Source organism: Streptomyces sp. 7N604 (assembly GCF_052245475.1).
In the GTDB taxonomy this organism is placed as follows: domain Bacteria; phylum Actinomycetota; class Actinomycetes; order Streptomycetales; family Streptomycetaceae; genus Streptomyces.
On record NZ_JBQQBX010000028.1, the window covers coordinates 92,593 to 108,120 of the forward strand.

The following is a 15,528-nucleotide window of genomic DNA, read 5'->3' on the forward strand; positions in this document are numbered from 1 at the left end:
TCCCTCAAGACGCCTTCCCCTCGCTGCCGAAGGTGTTCCGGACCCGGTCCGCCACTCCGCTGAGGTTCGCCTCGAAGGTGAAGCCCTGCTCGAAGCGGTAGCTGCGGCGGACGTCGACCGGGTCGATGCCGTTGATGGCCGCCTTCGCGAGACGCAGCAGCGAGCCGTCCTTGGCGGCGATCTCCCGGGCCAGTTCCAGCGCCGCGCCGAGCAGTTCGCCGCGCGGCACGACCCGCCACACCGAGCCGTGCCGGTGCAGCTCCCCGGCGGTCGCGGTGCGCGAGGTGTAGTACAGCGCGCGCATCAGGTGCTGCGGGACCAGCCGCGAGAGGTGGGTGGCCGCGCCGAGTGCGCCGCGGTCCAGCTCGGGGAGGCCGAAGACCGCGTCGTCACTCGCCACGATCGCGTCCGCGTTTCCGGCGAGGCCGATGCCGCCGCCCAGGCAGTGGCCGTGCACGGCCGCGACGACCGGCACCTCGCAGTCATAGACGGCGGAGAACGCCGCGTCACACCCGCGGTTGGCGCCGATCAGCGCGTCATGGCCCCGGTCGCGCTGGATCTCCTTGATGTCCACGCCCGCGTTGAAGCCGCGGCCGCCCGCGGCGAGCACCACGCAGCACACCCCGTGGTCGCGGCCCGAGGCGGTCACGGCAGCCGCCAGGTCGTACCAGCCCTGCACGGGCAGGGCGTTGACGGGTGGGAAGTCGACGGTGACGACGGCGATGCCCTTCTCCGGGCTCGCGGTGGAGACACCCATGAGCGGATCAGCTACCTTTCCACCAAACATTTGTTAGGTGGACGGTAGCAGCGGTTCGCGGGCCGCGGGAGGTGCGCGTTGGGCATCACGCTGGATCTGGAAGGGCGGGTCGCCGTCGTCACCGGCGGGACGAGGGGAGTGGGCGCCGGGATCGCCCGGGCCTTCCTGAGAGCCGGGGCGGAGGTCGTCGTCTGCGCGCGCAGGCCACCGGAAACGGCCGTCGAAGAAGCCGGCCGCACGGCGGAGTTCGCGTCCGTGGACCTGCGGGACGGCGAGGCCGTACGGGACTTCTTCGCGCGCGTGGCGGCCGACCACGGCCGCCTCGACGCGCTGGTCAACAACGCGGGCGGCACGCCGTACCGGCCGCTCGGCGACGCCGGTGCCGCCCGCCACGCGCGCGTGCTCGAACTCAACCTGACCGCACCGCTGACCGCCTCCCTCGCCGCGTACGACGTGATGCGGCGGCAGCGGGCACCCGGCTCCATCACCATGGTCGGCAGCGTCAGCGGGTCCCGCCCCTCGCCCGGGACGGCCGCCTACGGCGCGGCCAAGGCCGGACTCGAACACCTCGCCCGTTCCATGGCCGTGGAGTGGGCCCCGGCGGTACGGGTCAACACCCTGGTGCTCGGCATGGTGCGCACGGAGTCCTCCCCTCTGCACTACGGGGACGAGGACGGCGTCGCGGCCGTCGCCCGGACGGTGCCGCTGGGGCGGCTCGCGGAACCCGCCGAGATCGGTGACGCCGCCGTCTTCCTCGCCTCCGACCGCGCCGCCTACATCACCGGCGCGAGCCTTCTCGTCCACGGGGGAGGGGAACGCCCCGCCTTCCTCGACGCCGCAACCGTCAACAGGGAGCAGTGACATGGCCGGAATCCGCACCGGAATCTGCAGCGGGCGCGTCGTCGCCGTGACGGGCGCGGGCCGCGGTCTCGGGCGCGCCCACGCGCTCGCCTTCGCCGCCGAGGGAGCGAAGGTCGTGGTCAACGACCTGGGGGTCGGCCTCGACGGCTCGGGAGCCTCGGGCGGGCCGGCGCAGGGGGTCGTCGGCGACATCGCCGCGCTGGGCGGCGAAGCGGTCGCGCACGGCGGGGACATCGCCACCGCCGACGGCGCCGCCTCGCTCGTCGCCACCGCGCTCGACGCCTTCGGGCGGCTCGACACGCTGGTCAACAACGCCGGGTTCCTCAGGGACCGGATGCTGGTCAACCTCGGCGAGGACGAGTGGGACGCCGTGATGCGCGTGCATCTGAAGGGCCACTTCCTGCCGCTGAAGTACGCCGCCGCGCACTGGCGCGCCGAGGCGAAGGCAGGCCGTACGCCGCGGGCCCGGGTCGTCAACACCAGCTCGGGCGCGGGGCTTCTCGGCAGCGTCGGCCAGGGCAACTACTCGGCAGCCAAGGCCGGGATCGTCGGGCTGACGCTCGTCGCGGCCGCGGAGCTGGGGCGGTACGGCGTCCAGGTCAACGCGATCGCCCCGGCCGCCCGCACCCGTATGACCGAGCGGACGTTCGCGGAGACGATGGCCGCACCGGGGGACGGCGGATTCGACGCCATGGCGCCGGAGAACGTGTCGCCGCTGGTCGTCTGGCTCGGATCCGGTGCCTCGGAGGGGGTGACGGGCCGCGTCTTCGAGGCGGAGGCGGGCCGCATCACGGTCATGGAGGGCTGGCGCCCCGGCCCCACCGCGGACAAGGCCGCCCGCTGGACCCCCGCGGAGGCGGGAGAGGCCGCGTACGAGCTGCTCGCCCGGTCGGAGACCCCGCAGCCGGTCTACGGGGTGCAGCCGTCGTCCTGACCGCCCCCGGCACCGTCCTGTCCCGGCCGCCGGCACCGCCCGTGCGGGCCGGCCCCCGCCCCGGCGCCGCCCCGCCGGTCAGTCGTCGCCCACGGCCTTCTCCCAGCCCGCGGCCACGACCTCCTTGGCCTTGGTGGTCTGCTCCTCGGTCGGGAATCTCGGCGCGCCCTGGACGGCCGGCAGCCAGGCGGCCGCGATCTCGTGCAGCGTCCCGTCCTCCTTCATGGCGTCCATCAGGACCGGGCGGGCGTAGCCCTCCAGCCGGAGGTTCTGGCCCTCCTCGCTGAAGATGTACTCCTGCCAGAGGCGCGCGGCCGCCGGATGCGGGGCGTCCTTGTTGATCGCCAGTGAGTAGTACTCCGCGTAGAGGCCGTCGGTGGGGACGTTGACCTGCCAGTCCATGTTCTTGTCGCGGAACTCGTCGGCGTAGCTGGTGTTGAGGTAGTCCCAGTCGACGGTGATGGGCGTCTCGCCCGTCTCGACGGTGGCCGGCGTCGACTGCACGGGGTTGAAGTTTCCGGCCTTCTTGAGTTCGGCGAAGAAGTCCAGGCCCGGCTCGATGTCGTCAAGGGACCCCTCGTTCGCGAGCGCGGCCGCGTATACCCCGGCGAAAGCGGACCCCGCCTCGGTGGGGTCGCCGTTGAGCGCGACCTTGCCGCTGTACTCGGGCTTGAGAAGGTCGGCGAAGGTCTGGGGGCACACGTCGACCTGCGCCGCGTCACAGCCGATCGAAATGTAACCGCCGTAGTTGTTGTACCAGCGCGCCAGCGGGTCCTTCTGGACCTGCGGGATCTTGCTGTAGCCGGCGACCTTGTAGGGGGCGAGCAGATCCTGCTCGGCCGCGGACTGGGCGAAGGAGCGGCCGACGTCGAGCACGTCGGGGGCGTCCTCCTGACCCTTGTAGAGCTTCACCGCCTCGAGCTCGTCCTGACTCGTGCCGTCCGGCTGCGCGACCTTCACCTCGATCCCGTACTTGTTGGTGAAGCCGTCGATCAGGGCGCCGTAGTTCGCCCAGTCGCGGGGGAGGGCGATCGCGTTGAGCGTGCCCTCCTTCTGCGCCGCCGCTACCAGGGCGTCCATGCCACCCGCGTCCTCCGCGGAGGAGGCCGTCTTCACGTCCTCGCTGCTGACGACGGGGGTGGCTGTCCCGCAGGCAGTGAGGGTGAGCACCGAGAGGGCGACGAAGCAGGGAAGGGCGGTGGCGCGGGCGGCGTGCGGGTCAATCACAGAAGCTCCCGGTTGCAAAGGCCATGTGAACAACGTCGGCATTAGCCAGGCCGTCACTGTCGTGCGCGCGAACAACTGGTTAATTCCGCCGGGAGATTGGCGGGCGGGTCCACGTGGGCCGGGACCGTCCGCACCTCCCGCGGCAGGCGTCGCGCAGAGCTGGTCCAGGCCGTTGAAAGCCGGACGACGCACCACGTCGGGCGCCAGCCACCCCGTATTATGGGCGGGACGAACCGCCGTACGGCCACCCGGTGAGGAAACTTCTCGAGATGGCAGCGACTGACAGCCGTTCGCGGGTGGCAGGAGCCGGGCCCTCACACTTCCGTCGACCGCAGTCCGGGCCGCCGCCCGTCGCACTTAACGCCCGCGTAGCCGGGCCGGTCAGGCCGCCAGCAGCGACACGATGGCCGGGCCGAAGGCCACACCGAGCAGATAGGACAGGTTGAACATGCCTATCGCCGTCGGACGGTGGTCGTCGGGGACGGCCGAGGTGGCATGGACCGCGAACACGCCCTGGCCCGAGGCCGCCGCGATCGAGGCGACGGCCTGGGCGATCAGAAGGACGAGTGACCAGACGCTGAAGCCCGCTGTCACGGGAGCCACGATGCCCATGGCGATGAGTACGGAAGTGATCAGACGGCGGTCCGTCCGGGCGGAGGCGGCTACGACGAACCACGACAGCGTGCCTCCGAGCAGCAGCGGCCACACCATGGCGACCCCGATCTCGCTGGGTGTCCATCCCGTGTGCCGCGCCAGCTGTTCGGGGATCGCGTAGATCAGCCCGAAGTTGACCACCGCCAGGGAGAAGGCGAGCCCCGCGGAGAGCAGGAACTGGGGCGTGCGAACCAGTACGGCGGGCACGAAACCGTCCTGCCGGACGCGCAGGTGCAGACCGAGGAGCAGAGCGGCCACGATCGAGCAGGCGCCTGCGGCCGCCGGCCGGTGGGGGGTGAAGACCAGCGCGGTGACCAGCACCGTCACGAGTGCCGCCCCGACCGGGTCGAACCGGTTCCGGGATATCGCGCCAAGCGGAGCGCGGCGGAGGACGGCCGGCACGGCGAGCACGCTCAGGACGGGGAGGGCGAGAGCGAATCGCCAGGAGAGAAGGTCGGTCACGAGTGATCCGACCAGTGGGGCGGTCGAGCCGACCACGGCGAGCGAGGCGGTGACGAGCCCCATCCTGCGGGCCGAATCCGTGAGGCTCATGGCCGTCGCGGTCAGGCCGGCGGTGCCAAGCGCCTGCAGAGCACTGCCCAGAACGAGCGACGGCAGTGCGGGAATGGTGACGACGAGGACCGCCCCGGCCGGCACGAGCAGACCGCAGGCCGTCAGCGCGACGCGTGCACCCCGGTGGCTGAGCAGCCCGGCCATCAGCGGCGTACCGACGGCGATGCCCCAGCCGAACGCCGTCACCGTCCAGGTCGCAGAACCGACCGAGACACCGAGGTCCAGCGCCATGTCGTCGAGGATGAGGGCGGGGCCCGCGATACCGAAGGAGAGGGGCCCGGCCAGGAGGGCGAGCCAGAGGGCGTGAACCCGGCCCGGGCTGCGCGCGGCCCGGGCCTCTTCGGCGGGATACGAGGGGCCTGGACCGGCAGACGTGTCATGCATCGGTACTCCAAGGCAGCCGGGCCGGGCTCGCCGCAGGGGCCTTCGGCCAGTTGACAACTGGCCATGACGCTAAGGGCGCAGCGGCACAGGCCGAATCGGTAAGGCTTCTGCTCCGGGATACGTAGTTTCCGGTCCCACCGCGCCGTCCGGTACCGAAGCCGACAGACCTGACGAGGTACGGACCGGGGCTTTGCTCCCCGGCCCGCGGCCCGGAAAGCATCTGGCCTGTAGCGGGCTCGGGTCCCCTTTCACCGCCCCTGTCCTTCAGTCATGCAGTCATGCAGAACCTCGACGAGAGGAACGAGCGAAATGTGCGGACTTACCGGCTGGGTGAGCTACTCGCGCGACCTGACTCAGCAGGCGGAACCGGTGCCGGCCATGACCGAGACGATGGCATGCCGTGGTCCGGACGCCCGGGGAATCTGGACGTCGCCCCGCGCCGTGCTCGGCCACCGCCGGCTGGCGGTCATCGACCTCGAGGGCGGCAAGCAGCCGATGCCCGTCACGGAGCGGGAGGAGGGCCTTCCGGTCATCACGTACACCGGTGAGGTGTACAACTACCGGGAGCTGAAGGAGGAACTCACCGGTCTGGGCCATGAGTTCCGCACGACCAGCGACACCGAGGTCGTCCTGCACGCCTACCTGGAGTGGGGCGAGGAGTTCGCGGAGCGGCTCAACGGTATGTACGCGTTCGCGATCTGGGACCCGCGCACGGAGGAACTGCTCCTGGTCCGTGACCGCATGGGCGTGAAGCCGCTCTTCTACTACCCCACTCCCGACGGCGTGCTCTTCGGCTCCGAGCCCAAGGCCATCCTCGCCCACCCCGAGGCCGAGGCCGTGGTGGACGCCGAGGGGCTGGCGGAGATCTTCGCGATCCTCAAAACCCCGGGCCATGCCGTCTTCCGCGGGATGCACGAGGTCGTTCCGGCCACCGTCGTCCGCTTCAACCGGCAGGGCCACAGCGTTCGTGAGTACTGGAAACTCGAGGCGCGTCCGCACACCGATGACCTCGACACCACGGTCTCCCGCATCCGTGAGCTGCTCGATGACATCGTGGAGCGCCAGCTGTTCGCCGACGTCAAGGTCGGCACGCTGCTCTCCGGCGGTCTGGACTCCAGCGTGGTCACCGCGCTCGCCGCGAAGATCCTCCGGAAGCACGGCGTGCAGAACCCCATCGACGCCTTCTCCATCGACTTCAAGGGCCACAAGGAGCGCTTCCAGGCGGACACCCTGTGGGGCGACCCGGACATTCCGTTCGCGATCGAGGTGGCCGATCACATCGGCGCGGACCATGTGAACCACGTCATCGTCGAGTTGCGGAACGGGGACATCCTCGAATCCGCGGTGCGCGACCACGTCCTGCGGGCCCAGGACCTGCCGGTCTCGACCGGCGATATGGAGCACTCGCTGTATCTGCTGTGCAAGGCGCTGAAGGAGCGGGTGACGGTCGCGCTCTCGGGCGAGGCCTCGGACGAGATCTTCGCCGGCTACACCTGGTTCCACGACCCGGAGGCCGTGGCGGGCGACACCTTCCCTTGGCACCACCCGTGGTCGAAGCTCGGCGGGATGGACACGCTCAAGGAGATCGGTCTCTGGGACCGGCTGGGGCTCACCGAGTACATCGAGAAGCGGTACGTCGACGCGCTGGGTGAAGTCCCGCGCCTGGAGGGCGAAACCGGCCACGAGGCGCGGATGCGCGAGATCAGTTACCTCAACATCAGCCGCTGGGAGAACTTCCTGCTGGACCGCAAGGACCGGCTCAGCATGGCGGCCGGACTCGAGGTGCGCGTGCCGTTCACCGACCACCGGCTGGTGGAGTACGTCTTCAACACCCCGTGGGCGATGAAGAGTTTCGACGGCCGCGAGAAGAGCCTGCTGCGCGCCGCTACGGCGGACCTGCTCCCGGAGTCGGTGCTGCAGCGCAAGAAGGCGTCCTATCCGTCCACACAGGACGAGGTCTACGTACGGGCCCTGCGGGAGAAGGTGCAGGACCTGCTGGCCGACGGCGCGCCAGTGCAGCAGATCGTGCCCAGGGAGGCCATCCAGAAGCTGCTGGACAAGCCGTTGGAGTCCTACCGCGTGCGGGCCGGCCTGTGGGGCGTACGAGCCGTCATGGAGCGGCTGGTCGAGTTCAACGCCTGGGTCAGCGAGTACGGCGTACGCGTGGAGTTGTGACCGCTGCGGAAGGCGAGCTGCGGAAGGCGATGCGGGGCGGGCCGCTCTCGGCCCGCCCCGCGCTCTGCACCTTCAGGTCCGCTCTGATCAGCCGTCCAGGGTCGGGTAGTCGGTGTAGCCGCGGTGGTCGCCGCCGTAGAAGGTGGCCGGGTCGGGCGCGTTGTACGGGCCGCCGGCCTTGATGCGCGCGGGCAGGTCGGGGTTGGCGAGCCAGAGCGAAGCGAAGCTGACCGCGTCGGCGAGTCCCTCGTCCAGCACCGCGGAGGCGGACTCGGGGGTCACCGAGGTCTCCTCCGGGGTCGCGTGCGGGTTCAGGATCAGCGTGCCCGGCCACTCCGCCCGGACCAGCTTGGTGATCTCCCGGCTGCCGAACTCCATCACGTGCACGTAGGCCAGACCGTAGGGCGCCAGCGCACGGATCAGGGCGATGTAGAGCTCCTTGGAGTCGCTCTCGCTGATCCCGTTGGCCGTGTGGGCGGGCGAGATGCGGATGCCGACCCGCTCCGGGCCGATCGCGTCCGTGACGGCCCTGGCGACCTCGACGGCGAACCGGATCCGGTTCTCGATGGAGCCGCCGTAGGCGTCGGAGCGCTGGTTGGTGTTGTCGGAGAGGAACTGGTGGATGAGGTAGCCGTTGGCGCCGTGCAGTTCGACCCCGTCGAATCCGGCCTCCATCGCGCTCTTCGCGGAGGCGACGAAGTCCTCGACGGTCTGCGCGATGTCCTCGAGTGTCAGGGCGCGGGGGGTGGGGTGGTCCAGCATCCCGTCGGGGGTGAAGATCTGCTCGCCCGAGGCGATCGCCGAAGGAGCCACCGGCAGCGCGGCGTCCGGATAGAGGCTGGGGTGACCGATCCGGCCGGAGTGCATCAGCTGGACGAAGATCCGGCCGCCGTCGTCGTGGACGGCATCGGTCACACGGCGCCAGGCGGCGACGTGCGCGGGCGCGTGGAGGCCGGGGGTGTCGATGTAGCCCTGGCCGATCACGCTGGGCTGGGTGCCTTCCGTGATGATCAGGCCGGCGGCGGCGCGCTGCGCGTAGTACTCGGGCGCCAGATCGCCCTGCACCCCTTCCGGGGCCCGGGACCGGGTCATCGGGGACATGACGATGCGGTTGGGCAGCTTCAGTCTGCCGAGGGTCAGCGGCTCGAAGAGGTTTTCCATGGTGCCCTCCGTGGGTGAATTGACTGGTCATGACGCTAGGAGCGGAGCGGCACCGGTCGAATCGGTAAGGTTTCTGCTCAGGGGTACGTAGTTTCTGGCCGCGTGCTTACTGGGGCGGCCACTGAGAAGCGGAAGGTCGTGGCTCGTGCTGTTTGGCAGGTCCACCGAGCAGGCACAGCTCGAAGGGCTGGTCACCGCGGCGCGAGGCGGCCGCAGCGGCGCCTTGGTGCTGCGCGGTGAGGCGGGGATCGGCAAGACGGCCCTGCTGGACTGGGTGGAGCGTTCGGCGTCCGGGCCGGGTCTGCGCGTGATGCGGGTGACGGGCATCGAGCCGGAGGCGGACCTCGCGTTCGGCGGCCTGGTCCAGTTGCTGTGGCCGGTGCAGCACCGCCTGGGCGCACTGCCCGTTCCGCAGGCCGACGCCTTGCGGGCCGTGCTGGGTTCGGGCCTGACGCGAGGACAGGACCGGTTCCTCACCGGCCTGGCCGTGCTCACCCTGCTCGCGGACCTGGCCGAGGAAGGCCCGGTGCTGTGCCTGATCGACGATGCCCAGTGGCTCGACCAGGCCAGCGCGGAGGCGCTGCTGTTCGCGGCCCGGCGGCTCGCCGCGGAGCGTGTGGCGATGCTGTTCGCGACGCGGGAGGAGGGGTTCCCCGCTCCCGGACTCACCGAACTCCGGCCGTCCCGGCTGGATCGCGGGGACGCCACGCGCCTGCTCGCGGGCAGCGGACTGGCACCGGTCCTGCGCGATCAGGTCATCGCCGAATCCGCCGGGAATCCACTTGCGTTGATCGAGTTCGCGGCCGCGCAGCGGGATCATCCCAGCGGGTCCATGCCGCTGCCGGTGGCCGACAGGGTGCTGTCGTCGTTCCGTGCCCAGATCGGCCGGCTTCCCGAGCGGACGCGACTGACGATGCTGATCGCGGCGGCCGAAGGGCGGGGCAACCTTCCGCTGCTGCTGGGGGCGGCACAGTCGTTAGGCGTCGGCCTGGATGATCTCGAGGACGCCGAACGGGCCGGGCTGATCCAGGTGACGGAGAGCACCGTGACCTTCCGGCATCCGCTGATCGGGACCGCCGCCTACCAGGGGGCGGTCCTGGCCCGGCGGGTAGCCGTCCACCGGGCGCTGGCCGAGGCGGCCGACGACCCCGACTGCCGGGCACGGCACCTCCCTGCGGCGACGACGGAACCGGACGAATGCGTCGCGGCCGAACTGGTGGCGGCGGCCGAGCGGGCCAGGGGCCGCACCGCGTACGCCGCCGCGGCACACCTGTATCAGCACGCCGCTCGGCTCGCCCCCGCCCGGCAGGACCAGGCGCGCTGGCTGGGTGAGGCGGGCGCGGTGGCCCTTGCAGCGGGTCAGACCGCCCAGGCCGCGGATCTGGTGGAACAGGCCGAGTGCCTTGTCGACGAACCCAAGACGCAGGCCGAACTCGCCCCGGTCCGGGCGGCCGTGGTGTTCGAGCTGGGCGAGCAGGGTCAGGCCGCCCGCCTGCTGATCGACCGCGCTGCCCGGACCGGCCCCGAGCAGGCCGCGGCCATGCTCCGCACCAGCGTGACCTACGCATGGCTCTCCGGCGACCCGGCCCTGGTGCGCGCCGCCGCCCAGCGGCTGGAGACCATGGGGCACCCCGACGTGATGGCGGAGGGCCTGGCGCACCTGGTCGACGACGACTACGCCCGTGGCCTGCCGCGCCTGGCGGAGTTTCTCGCGCAGGCGCGCGGCGGCACCACGATCGCTGAGGAAAGTGGCGCGCGGATGCGGGCCATCTACAGCGGCCTGATCCTCGGAGATGACACCGCGACTCTGGAGCTGGCAGCCAGTGAAGCGGAGCGCTGCCGCAAGCAGGGGCTGATCGGCGCGCTGCCGCAGGTGCTGCAGGCCCTGGCGCAGACTCAGGAGCGGGCCGGGCTGCACCGGGACGCCGAGGCCGCGGTCGCCGAGGCGATGGACATTGCCCGGGACACCGGCATGCGCCGGCGCCTCGCCTGGCTGGGTGGCGTAACGGCACGGATCGCCGCGATCGAGGGCGACGAGGACCGGTGCCGCCGCCTGGCAGAGGAAGCGCCGGCTGCGGGCAGGGCGGCGAGCGACTGCGCACTGGGCCTGCTCGAGCTGGGACTCGGAGGCCACGAAGCGGCGTTGCGCCGGCTGGAGGCCGCCCGGCCCGGCACCGAAGGTCATGCGGCGATGCTCATGGCCGCTGTCGGCGACCAGATCGAGGCCGCGGTCCGGCTGGGACAGCCGGGACGCGCCGAGCGGCCGCTGCACCGGCTGGAAGCGTGGGCGCACGCGGGGGAGCAGCCGTGGGCCCGGGCGGTCGCCGCGCGGTGCCGGGCGCTGCTGAGCGGTGAGGAGGAGCACTACGCGCAGGCGCTCCGGCTGCACCAGTCAGGCGGCAGGCCGTTCGAGCGGGCCCGTACGGAACTGCTCTACGGCGAGTGGCTGCGCCGGGGCCGCCGCCGGAGCGACGCCAGGATGCCGTTGCGGTCGGCGCTGGAGGTCTTCGAACGGCTGCGGGCCAAGCCGTGGGCCGAGCGGACCCGGGCCGAACTGCGGGCGACCGGCGAATCCGGCGCGACGATGGGGCAGGCGACCGCGGCGAACCTGATCGACCGTCTGACCCCGCAGGAGCTGCAGGTGGTGCGGCTGGCGGCCGAGGGCAGCAGCAGCCGCGAGATCGCCGCTCAGCTGTTCCTCAGCCCGCGGACGGTCGAGCACCACCTGTACAAGGCCTACCCCAAGCTCGGCATCGGATCGCGCCGGGAACTCGCCCGCCTCAACCTCACCTGACGTGGAGAGGCACGTTTTCCGTCAGATCGCGGCAAGGGCGAGGCCGGCGATGCGGTGCGCCGCCTCGGAGCCATAGGCGGCCCGAATACCGGCGACCAGGGCGTCGGTGGCGACCCGGTAGCCCTGCGGTCCCGCGGCCCCCGTCGCGGCGGCGGCCAGCGCGCAGCCGAGCTGAGCCGCCGCCTCCGGGGGCAGCTGCCGACCGACCCCGGCCAGGAAGCCCGCACGGAAGGCGTCGCCCGCTCCGGTGGCGTCCGCTGCGGTGCGGTCCGCCGTCCGGTGCGGCGTCGCCGCCCGGACATGGCAGGGGCGCCGGCCTGACCGGTCGATGCGGACGCCCGCGGGTCCGAGGGTGATCCAGGCACCCACGCGGCCGAGCACGTCGGCGTGCCGCCAGCCGGTGTGTTCCAGCAGCAGCGCGGCCTCGTACTCGTCGGTGAACAGCCAGCGGGCGCCCGCCACCAGATCCCGGACCTGTGTGCCGTCCAGCCGGGCGGGCTGCCCGTACGGATCGGCCGCGAACGCGATGCCCAGGTCACGGCATGCGGCGGTGTGCCGCAGCATCGCTTCGGGGTCGCCCGGAGCAATGAGCACCAGATCCAGCCCGCCGCAGTGCTCGGCCACCCGCTCGATGCCGATGTCCCGGGCCTCCGGCATCGCACCCGCGTAGAACGTGGCGATCCGGCCCTTCTCCTTGTCGGTCAGGCACATGAGCCGCGCGGTGGGCCGGTGCCGGCTGATGTGCACGTGATCGGTGTTCACCCCGTGCTTCTTCAGCCACAGCTCGTACTCGGCGAAGTCACGGCCCGCCGCACCGACCAGCACCGGGGCCAGCCCGAGCTGTCCCAGGCCAAAGGCGATGTTCGCGCCGGCTCCGCCCCGCCGCACGTCCAGGTCGTCGACGAGGAAGGACAGCGAGACATGGCCGAGTTCGCCGGCGATCAGCTGATCGGTGAACTTTCCGGGGAAGGCCATCACATGGTCAGTGGCTATCGAGCCCGACACGGCCAGGCGCACGTCAGCTGCCCGGGGCCGTGCTCACCGTGTTCGCGGTTCCGGCTTTGACGAGCTCGAGGAGCCGGAACTCGACGGTGCGGTCCTCGAAGGTGCGGGAAGCGCTGTTGATTTCCTTGATGCGCAGGCCCTCTTCCTCGGCGAAACCATCAATGAGCGCGCGGTTTCCGCGGCTGTTGAAACCGAGGAACAGCCGGCCGCCCTCGGTCAGGCGCCCCGGCCCTTCACGGAAATAGGTGCGGTGGGAGGCATAGCCGCGGTCGAGAATGGACCACTCGATGTCGCGGGTGTAGGTGAAGTCCTCCGGCGCCTCGACCGCGTTGGAATTCCAGAAGATCACGTCGAAGCGGTCCTCCGGGCTCAGTGCCGAGAACATGTCGCTCTCCATGGCGCGTACGCGGTTGGCGACGCCGTGACGGGCGGCGTTGCGCCGGGTGTTCTCCACGGCCGCCGTGCTGATGTCGAGCGCGGTGACCCTCCGGCAGCCGTTCAGTGCGCCGTAAACCGCGGTCACGCCGGCGCCGCAGCCCATTTCCAGCAGAGAGCTGCCCTCGGGGTAGGGAAGCCAGCTGGAATACGCCTCGGTGGACGGCGAGTGGAAGGGCGCGAAAACGCCGGGGTGCAGATCCCAACGCAGGCCCAGGAGTTCGAACTCCATGGGCTGTTCCGTGGTGTCCTCGTGTTTGGCCGTCTCAGAAAACCCGACGTCGAGGTTGTTCGAGTGCGTCGTTCGCTGCGCCATGATTCTCCCTCGCTCGGCTGGTCCGGCCAGCCTTGCGCCTCGGCGCCGCGGGGGTCACCCGCCCCGGCTGTTATGTGTCATGTCCCGCCGGCTACTCGGCGGCGAGTTCCCGGGCGAAGTGCAGTGCGGCGATCGACATGCGCCGGGCGTGGTAGAAGCGGTGGGCCCCGTGGTTGGTCACCCCGGAGTCGAGTTCGATGCGTACGCAGCCGGCGCGGCGGGCCCGTTCCTCCAGCTCCTCCATGAGCCGCGCACCGACCCCCGCTGAGCGCACCTCAGGAGCGGTGACCAGATCGTCGACGAACAGCAACCGGCCCCGGCTCGTCGCCAGCACGCGGTGCGCGGCCACCCCCACGCACCGGCTGTCCTCGTCGTAGGCGGCGGTGAACACCAGGCCCTGCCCGTGCGCCTCCGCCGCGAACTGTGCGAAGCCCTCCGCGGTGAGCGCGGGCCGCAGTGTACGGATGAGCTTCCCGATGTCGGCGGCACGACCGGCGTGGTCCGGCGGGACATCAACAATGACCAACTCCATGGCCGGCATCCTAGGATGACTGCGCCACGCGCCCGCGGCCCACCACCCGTACCCGGAAGGGGACTTGACACATCCGGCCCGGAGTTCGGGCCGCCGGCGGATGAGGCCGGGCGGCGCTGCCAGAATCCGTGACCATGGTGCCTGCTGCTTACATCGAACAGCTCGGCTCACCGGAGGTCATCCGCTACGGCGAGCTGGCGGCCCCGCGGCCCGGACCGACCGACGTGCTGGTGGACGTCACTGCCGCCTCCGTCAACCATGTGGACACCTTTGTGCGGTCGGGCGCCTGGCGCACCCCGCTCACGTTCCCGTTCGTGATCGGCCGGGATCTGGTAGGCACCGTCGCCGCCTCAGGGCCGGGCGCCCACGGCTTCGCTGCCGGCGATCCCGTGTGGTGCAACAGCCTCGGCCATGACGGCCGTCAGGGTGCCGCGGCGGGGCAGGCGGTCGTGCCGGCCGACCGGTTGTACCGTCTGCCCGGAGGGGTGGATCCCCATGACGCGGTCGCGGTGGCGCACCCGGCCGCGACCGCGTACCTCGGCCTTTTCACGCACGGGCGGCTTCGGCCGGGCGAGACCGTGGTCGTCGCGGGTGCCGCCGGCAACGTCGGCAGCGCGCTCGTCGTGATGGCGGTTCAGGCCGGCGCCCGTGTGATCGCCCTCGCCGGCGCGCGTGATGCGGCCTCCTGCCGAACGCTGGGGGCGGCGGAAGTCTTCGACTACCGCGAGCCCGACGTGTCTCAGCGCATCCGTGATGCATGCCCGCGAGGGGTCGATGTCTACGTCGACACCTCCGGGGAGAACGACCTGGGCACCGCGGTCGACCTGCTCGCGGCCCGGGGCCGGATCGTCCTGCTCGCCGGGATGCGGACCAGGCCGGTCCTGCCGGTCGGGCCGCTGTACCTCAAGGACCGCTCGGTCCTCGGCTTCGCCATCTCGAACGCCACCGCCGACGAACTCGCCACGGCGGCGGCCACCATCAACCGCCTGCTCGCCGACGGGCGGCTCCGCCCGCGTGCCGTCGAAACACTGCCGCTGAGTTCCGCCGCCGAAGCGCACCGCCGCCTGGAAGAGGGAAAGGTGCACGGGAAACTCGTACTTCGCACGACCTGACAGACAACAGAGCGTTCCGTTGACCGGCTCCGGCGGGCCCCTGGCAATATCTTGGCCGTGGCAGAATCAATCATCGATCAAACTCCGCTGTTCGATCTCCGAGCCGAATTGAAGATTTCCGCTGCACCGGACCAGGTCTATGCCTTGGTCAGCGATATGCCCCGCACGCCGGAATGGAGCAGGGAAATCATCGAGGGCCAATGGGTGTCAGGTACCCCGGCCCAGGTGGGCGCGATCTTCCGCGGCCACAACTACCGCGAAGACGACGTCGTCGAGTGGGCTCCGGTGCCGCGTGGCGGCTGGTACACCGAGGCCAAGGTGGTCGCCGCGGACCCCGGCCGCACCTTCCGCTGGAGGCTCCTCACCCACACCCGGGACTGGCAGGACAGCAACTGGGGCTACGACATGGAGCCGGCGCCGGGCGGCAGTCTCGTGACCCACCATTTCAAGATGACCGCGGCCACCGACGGTGTGCTCAGGATTGTCGCATCGCTGGACGAAGCGGGGCGTGAAAGGTTCGTCGCCGACTGGCGGGTCAAGCTCCAGGACGACATGGAAGAGACGCTGCGGCGCATCAAGAAGATCGTCGAAAACCAGTGACGCAACGG

At 71.1% G+C, this 15,528-nt stretch carries 13 protein-coding genes; 6 read left to right on the forward strand and 7 right to left on the reverse strand.

All coding sequences use genetic code 11. From position 1 onward, the window contains the following. Positions 1-4: 4 nt before the first annotated feature. Positions 5-757 carry an enoyl-CoA hydratase family protein gene (locus tag ACTWP8_RS28360; RefSeq protein WP_443324939.1) on the reverse strand — a complete coding sequence of 251 codons (753 nt, stop codon included), beginning with the start codon at positions 755-757 and terminating at the stop codon, positions 5-7. A 78-nt stretch (positions 758-835) separates the two neighbouring features. On the opposite strand from ACTWP8_RS28360, the gene ACTWP8_RS28365 reads away from it, so the two are divergent. Continuing rightward, entirely contained in the window at positions 836-1,618 is a 783-nt protein-coding gene (locus ACTWP8_RS28365; RefSeq protein ID WP_443324940.1) for an SDR family oxidoreductase, read from the forward strand. Between the two features lies 1 nt (position 1,619). Further along, positions 1,620-2,552 (forward strand): SDR family oxidoreductase, encoded by a 933-nt coding sequence (locus ACTWP8_RS28370; RefSeq protein ID WP_443324941.1) that lies wholly within the window; start codon positions 1,620-1,622, stop codon positions 2,550-2,552. Between the two features lie 78 nt (positions 2,553-2,630). Here the strand turns inward: ACTWP8_RS28370 and ACTWP8_RS28375 are convergent, their stop codons facing one another. Both ACTWP8_RS28375 and ACTWP8_RS28380 read right to left on the reverse strand, forming a co-directional pair. Further along, complete coding sequence (locus tag ACTWP8_RS28375; RefSeq protein WP_443324942.1) at positions 2,631-3,779, reverse strand: ABC transporter substrate-binding protein; 1,149 nt, start codon at positions 3,777-3,779, stop codon at positions 2,631-2,633. 381 nt (positions 3,780-4,160) lie between these two features. Continuing rightward, positions 4,161-5,390, reverse strand: coding sequence for an MFS transporter (locus ACTWP8_RS28380; RefSeq protein ID WP_443324943.1), 1,230 nt, complete (start codon positions 5,388-5,390; stop codon positions 4,161-4,163). A gap of 309 nt (positions 5,391-5,699) precedes the next feature. Between ACTWP8_RS28380 and asnB the strand changes: the two genes are divergently transcribed. Further along, positions 5,700-7,565, forward strand: coding sequence for an asparagine synthase (glutamine-hydrolyzing) (gene asnB, locus ACTWP8_RS28385; RefSeq protein WP_443324944.1), 1,866 nt, complete (start codon positions 5,700-5,702; stop codon positions 7,563-7,565). 87 nt (positions 7,566-7,652) lie between these two features. On the opposite strand, the gene ACTWP8_RS28390 is transcribed toward asnB, so the two are convergent. Continuing rightward, positions 7,653-8,726 (reverse strand): alkene reductase, encoded by a 1,074-nt coding sequence (locus tag ACTWP8_RS28390; RefSeq protein WP_443324945.1) that lies wholly within the window; start codon positions 8,724-8,726, stop codon positions 7,653-7,655. 145 nt (positions 8,727-8,871) lie between these two features. Between ACTWP8_RS28390 and ACTWP8_RS28395 the strand changes: the two genes are divergently transcribed. Beyond that, positions 8,872-11,520 (forward strand): ATP-binding protein, encoded by a 2,649-nt coding sequence (locus ACTWP8_RS28395; protein WP_443324946.1) that lies wholly within the window; start codon positions 8,872-8,874, stop codon positions 11,518-11,520. A 21-nt stretch (positions 11,521-11,541) separates the two neighbouring features. On the opposite strand, the gene ACTWP8_RS28400 is transcribed toward ACTWP8_RS28395, so the two are convergent. From ACTWP8_RS28400 to ACTWP8_RS28410, 3 genes are all read right to left on the reverse strand, one after another. Further along, the gene (locus ACTWP8_RS28400; protein WP_443324947.1) at positions 11,542-12,537 is read right to left on the reverse strand and encodes a PfkB family carbohydrate kinase; all 996 of its coding nucleotides are present in this window, start codon (positions 12,535-12,537) and stop codon (positions 11,542-11,544) included. Between the two features lies 1 nt (position 12,538). Then, positions 12,539-13,276: a methyltransferase domain-containing protein gene (locus tag ACTWP8_RS28405; protein WP_443324948.1), complete on the reverse strand. Its 738-nt coding sequence runs from the start codon at positions 13,274-13,276 to the stop codon at positions 12,539-12,541. Between the two features lie 91 nt (positions 13,277-13,367). After that, positions 13,368-13,808 (reverse strand): GNAT family N-acetyltransferase, encoded by a 441-nt coding sequence (locus ACTWP8_RS28410; RefSeq protein WP_443324949.1) that lies wholly within the window; start codon positions 13,806-13,808, stop codon positions 13,368-13,370. 137 nt (positions 13,809-13,945) lie between these two features. On the opposite strand from ACTWP8_RS28410, the gene ACTWP8_RS28415 reads away from it, so the two are divergent. Together ACTWP8_RS28415 and ACTWP8_RS28420 are read left to right on the forward strand one after the other, a co-directional pair. Further along, complete coding sequence (locus ACTWP8_RS28415; protein WP_443324968.1) at positions 13,946-14,920, forward strand: NADPH:quinone reductase; 975 nt, start codon at positions 13,946-13,948, stop codon at positions 14,918-14,920. 57 nt (positions 14,921-14,977) lie between these two features. After that, entirely contained in the window at positions 14,978-15,520 is a 543-nt protein-coding gene (locus ACTWP8_RS28420; RefSeq protein WP_443324950.1) for an SRPBCC family protein, read from the forward strand. Positions 15,521-15,528: the final 8 nt, after the last annotated feature.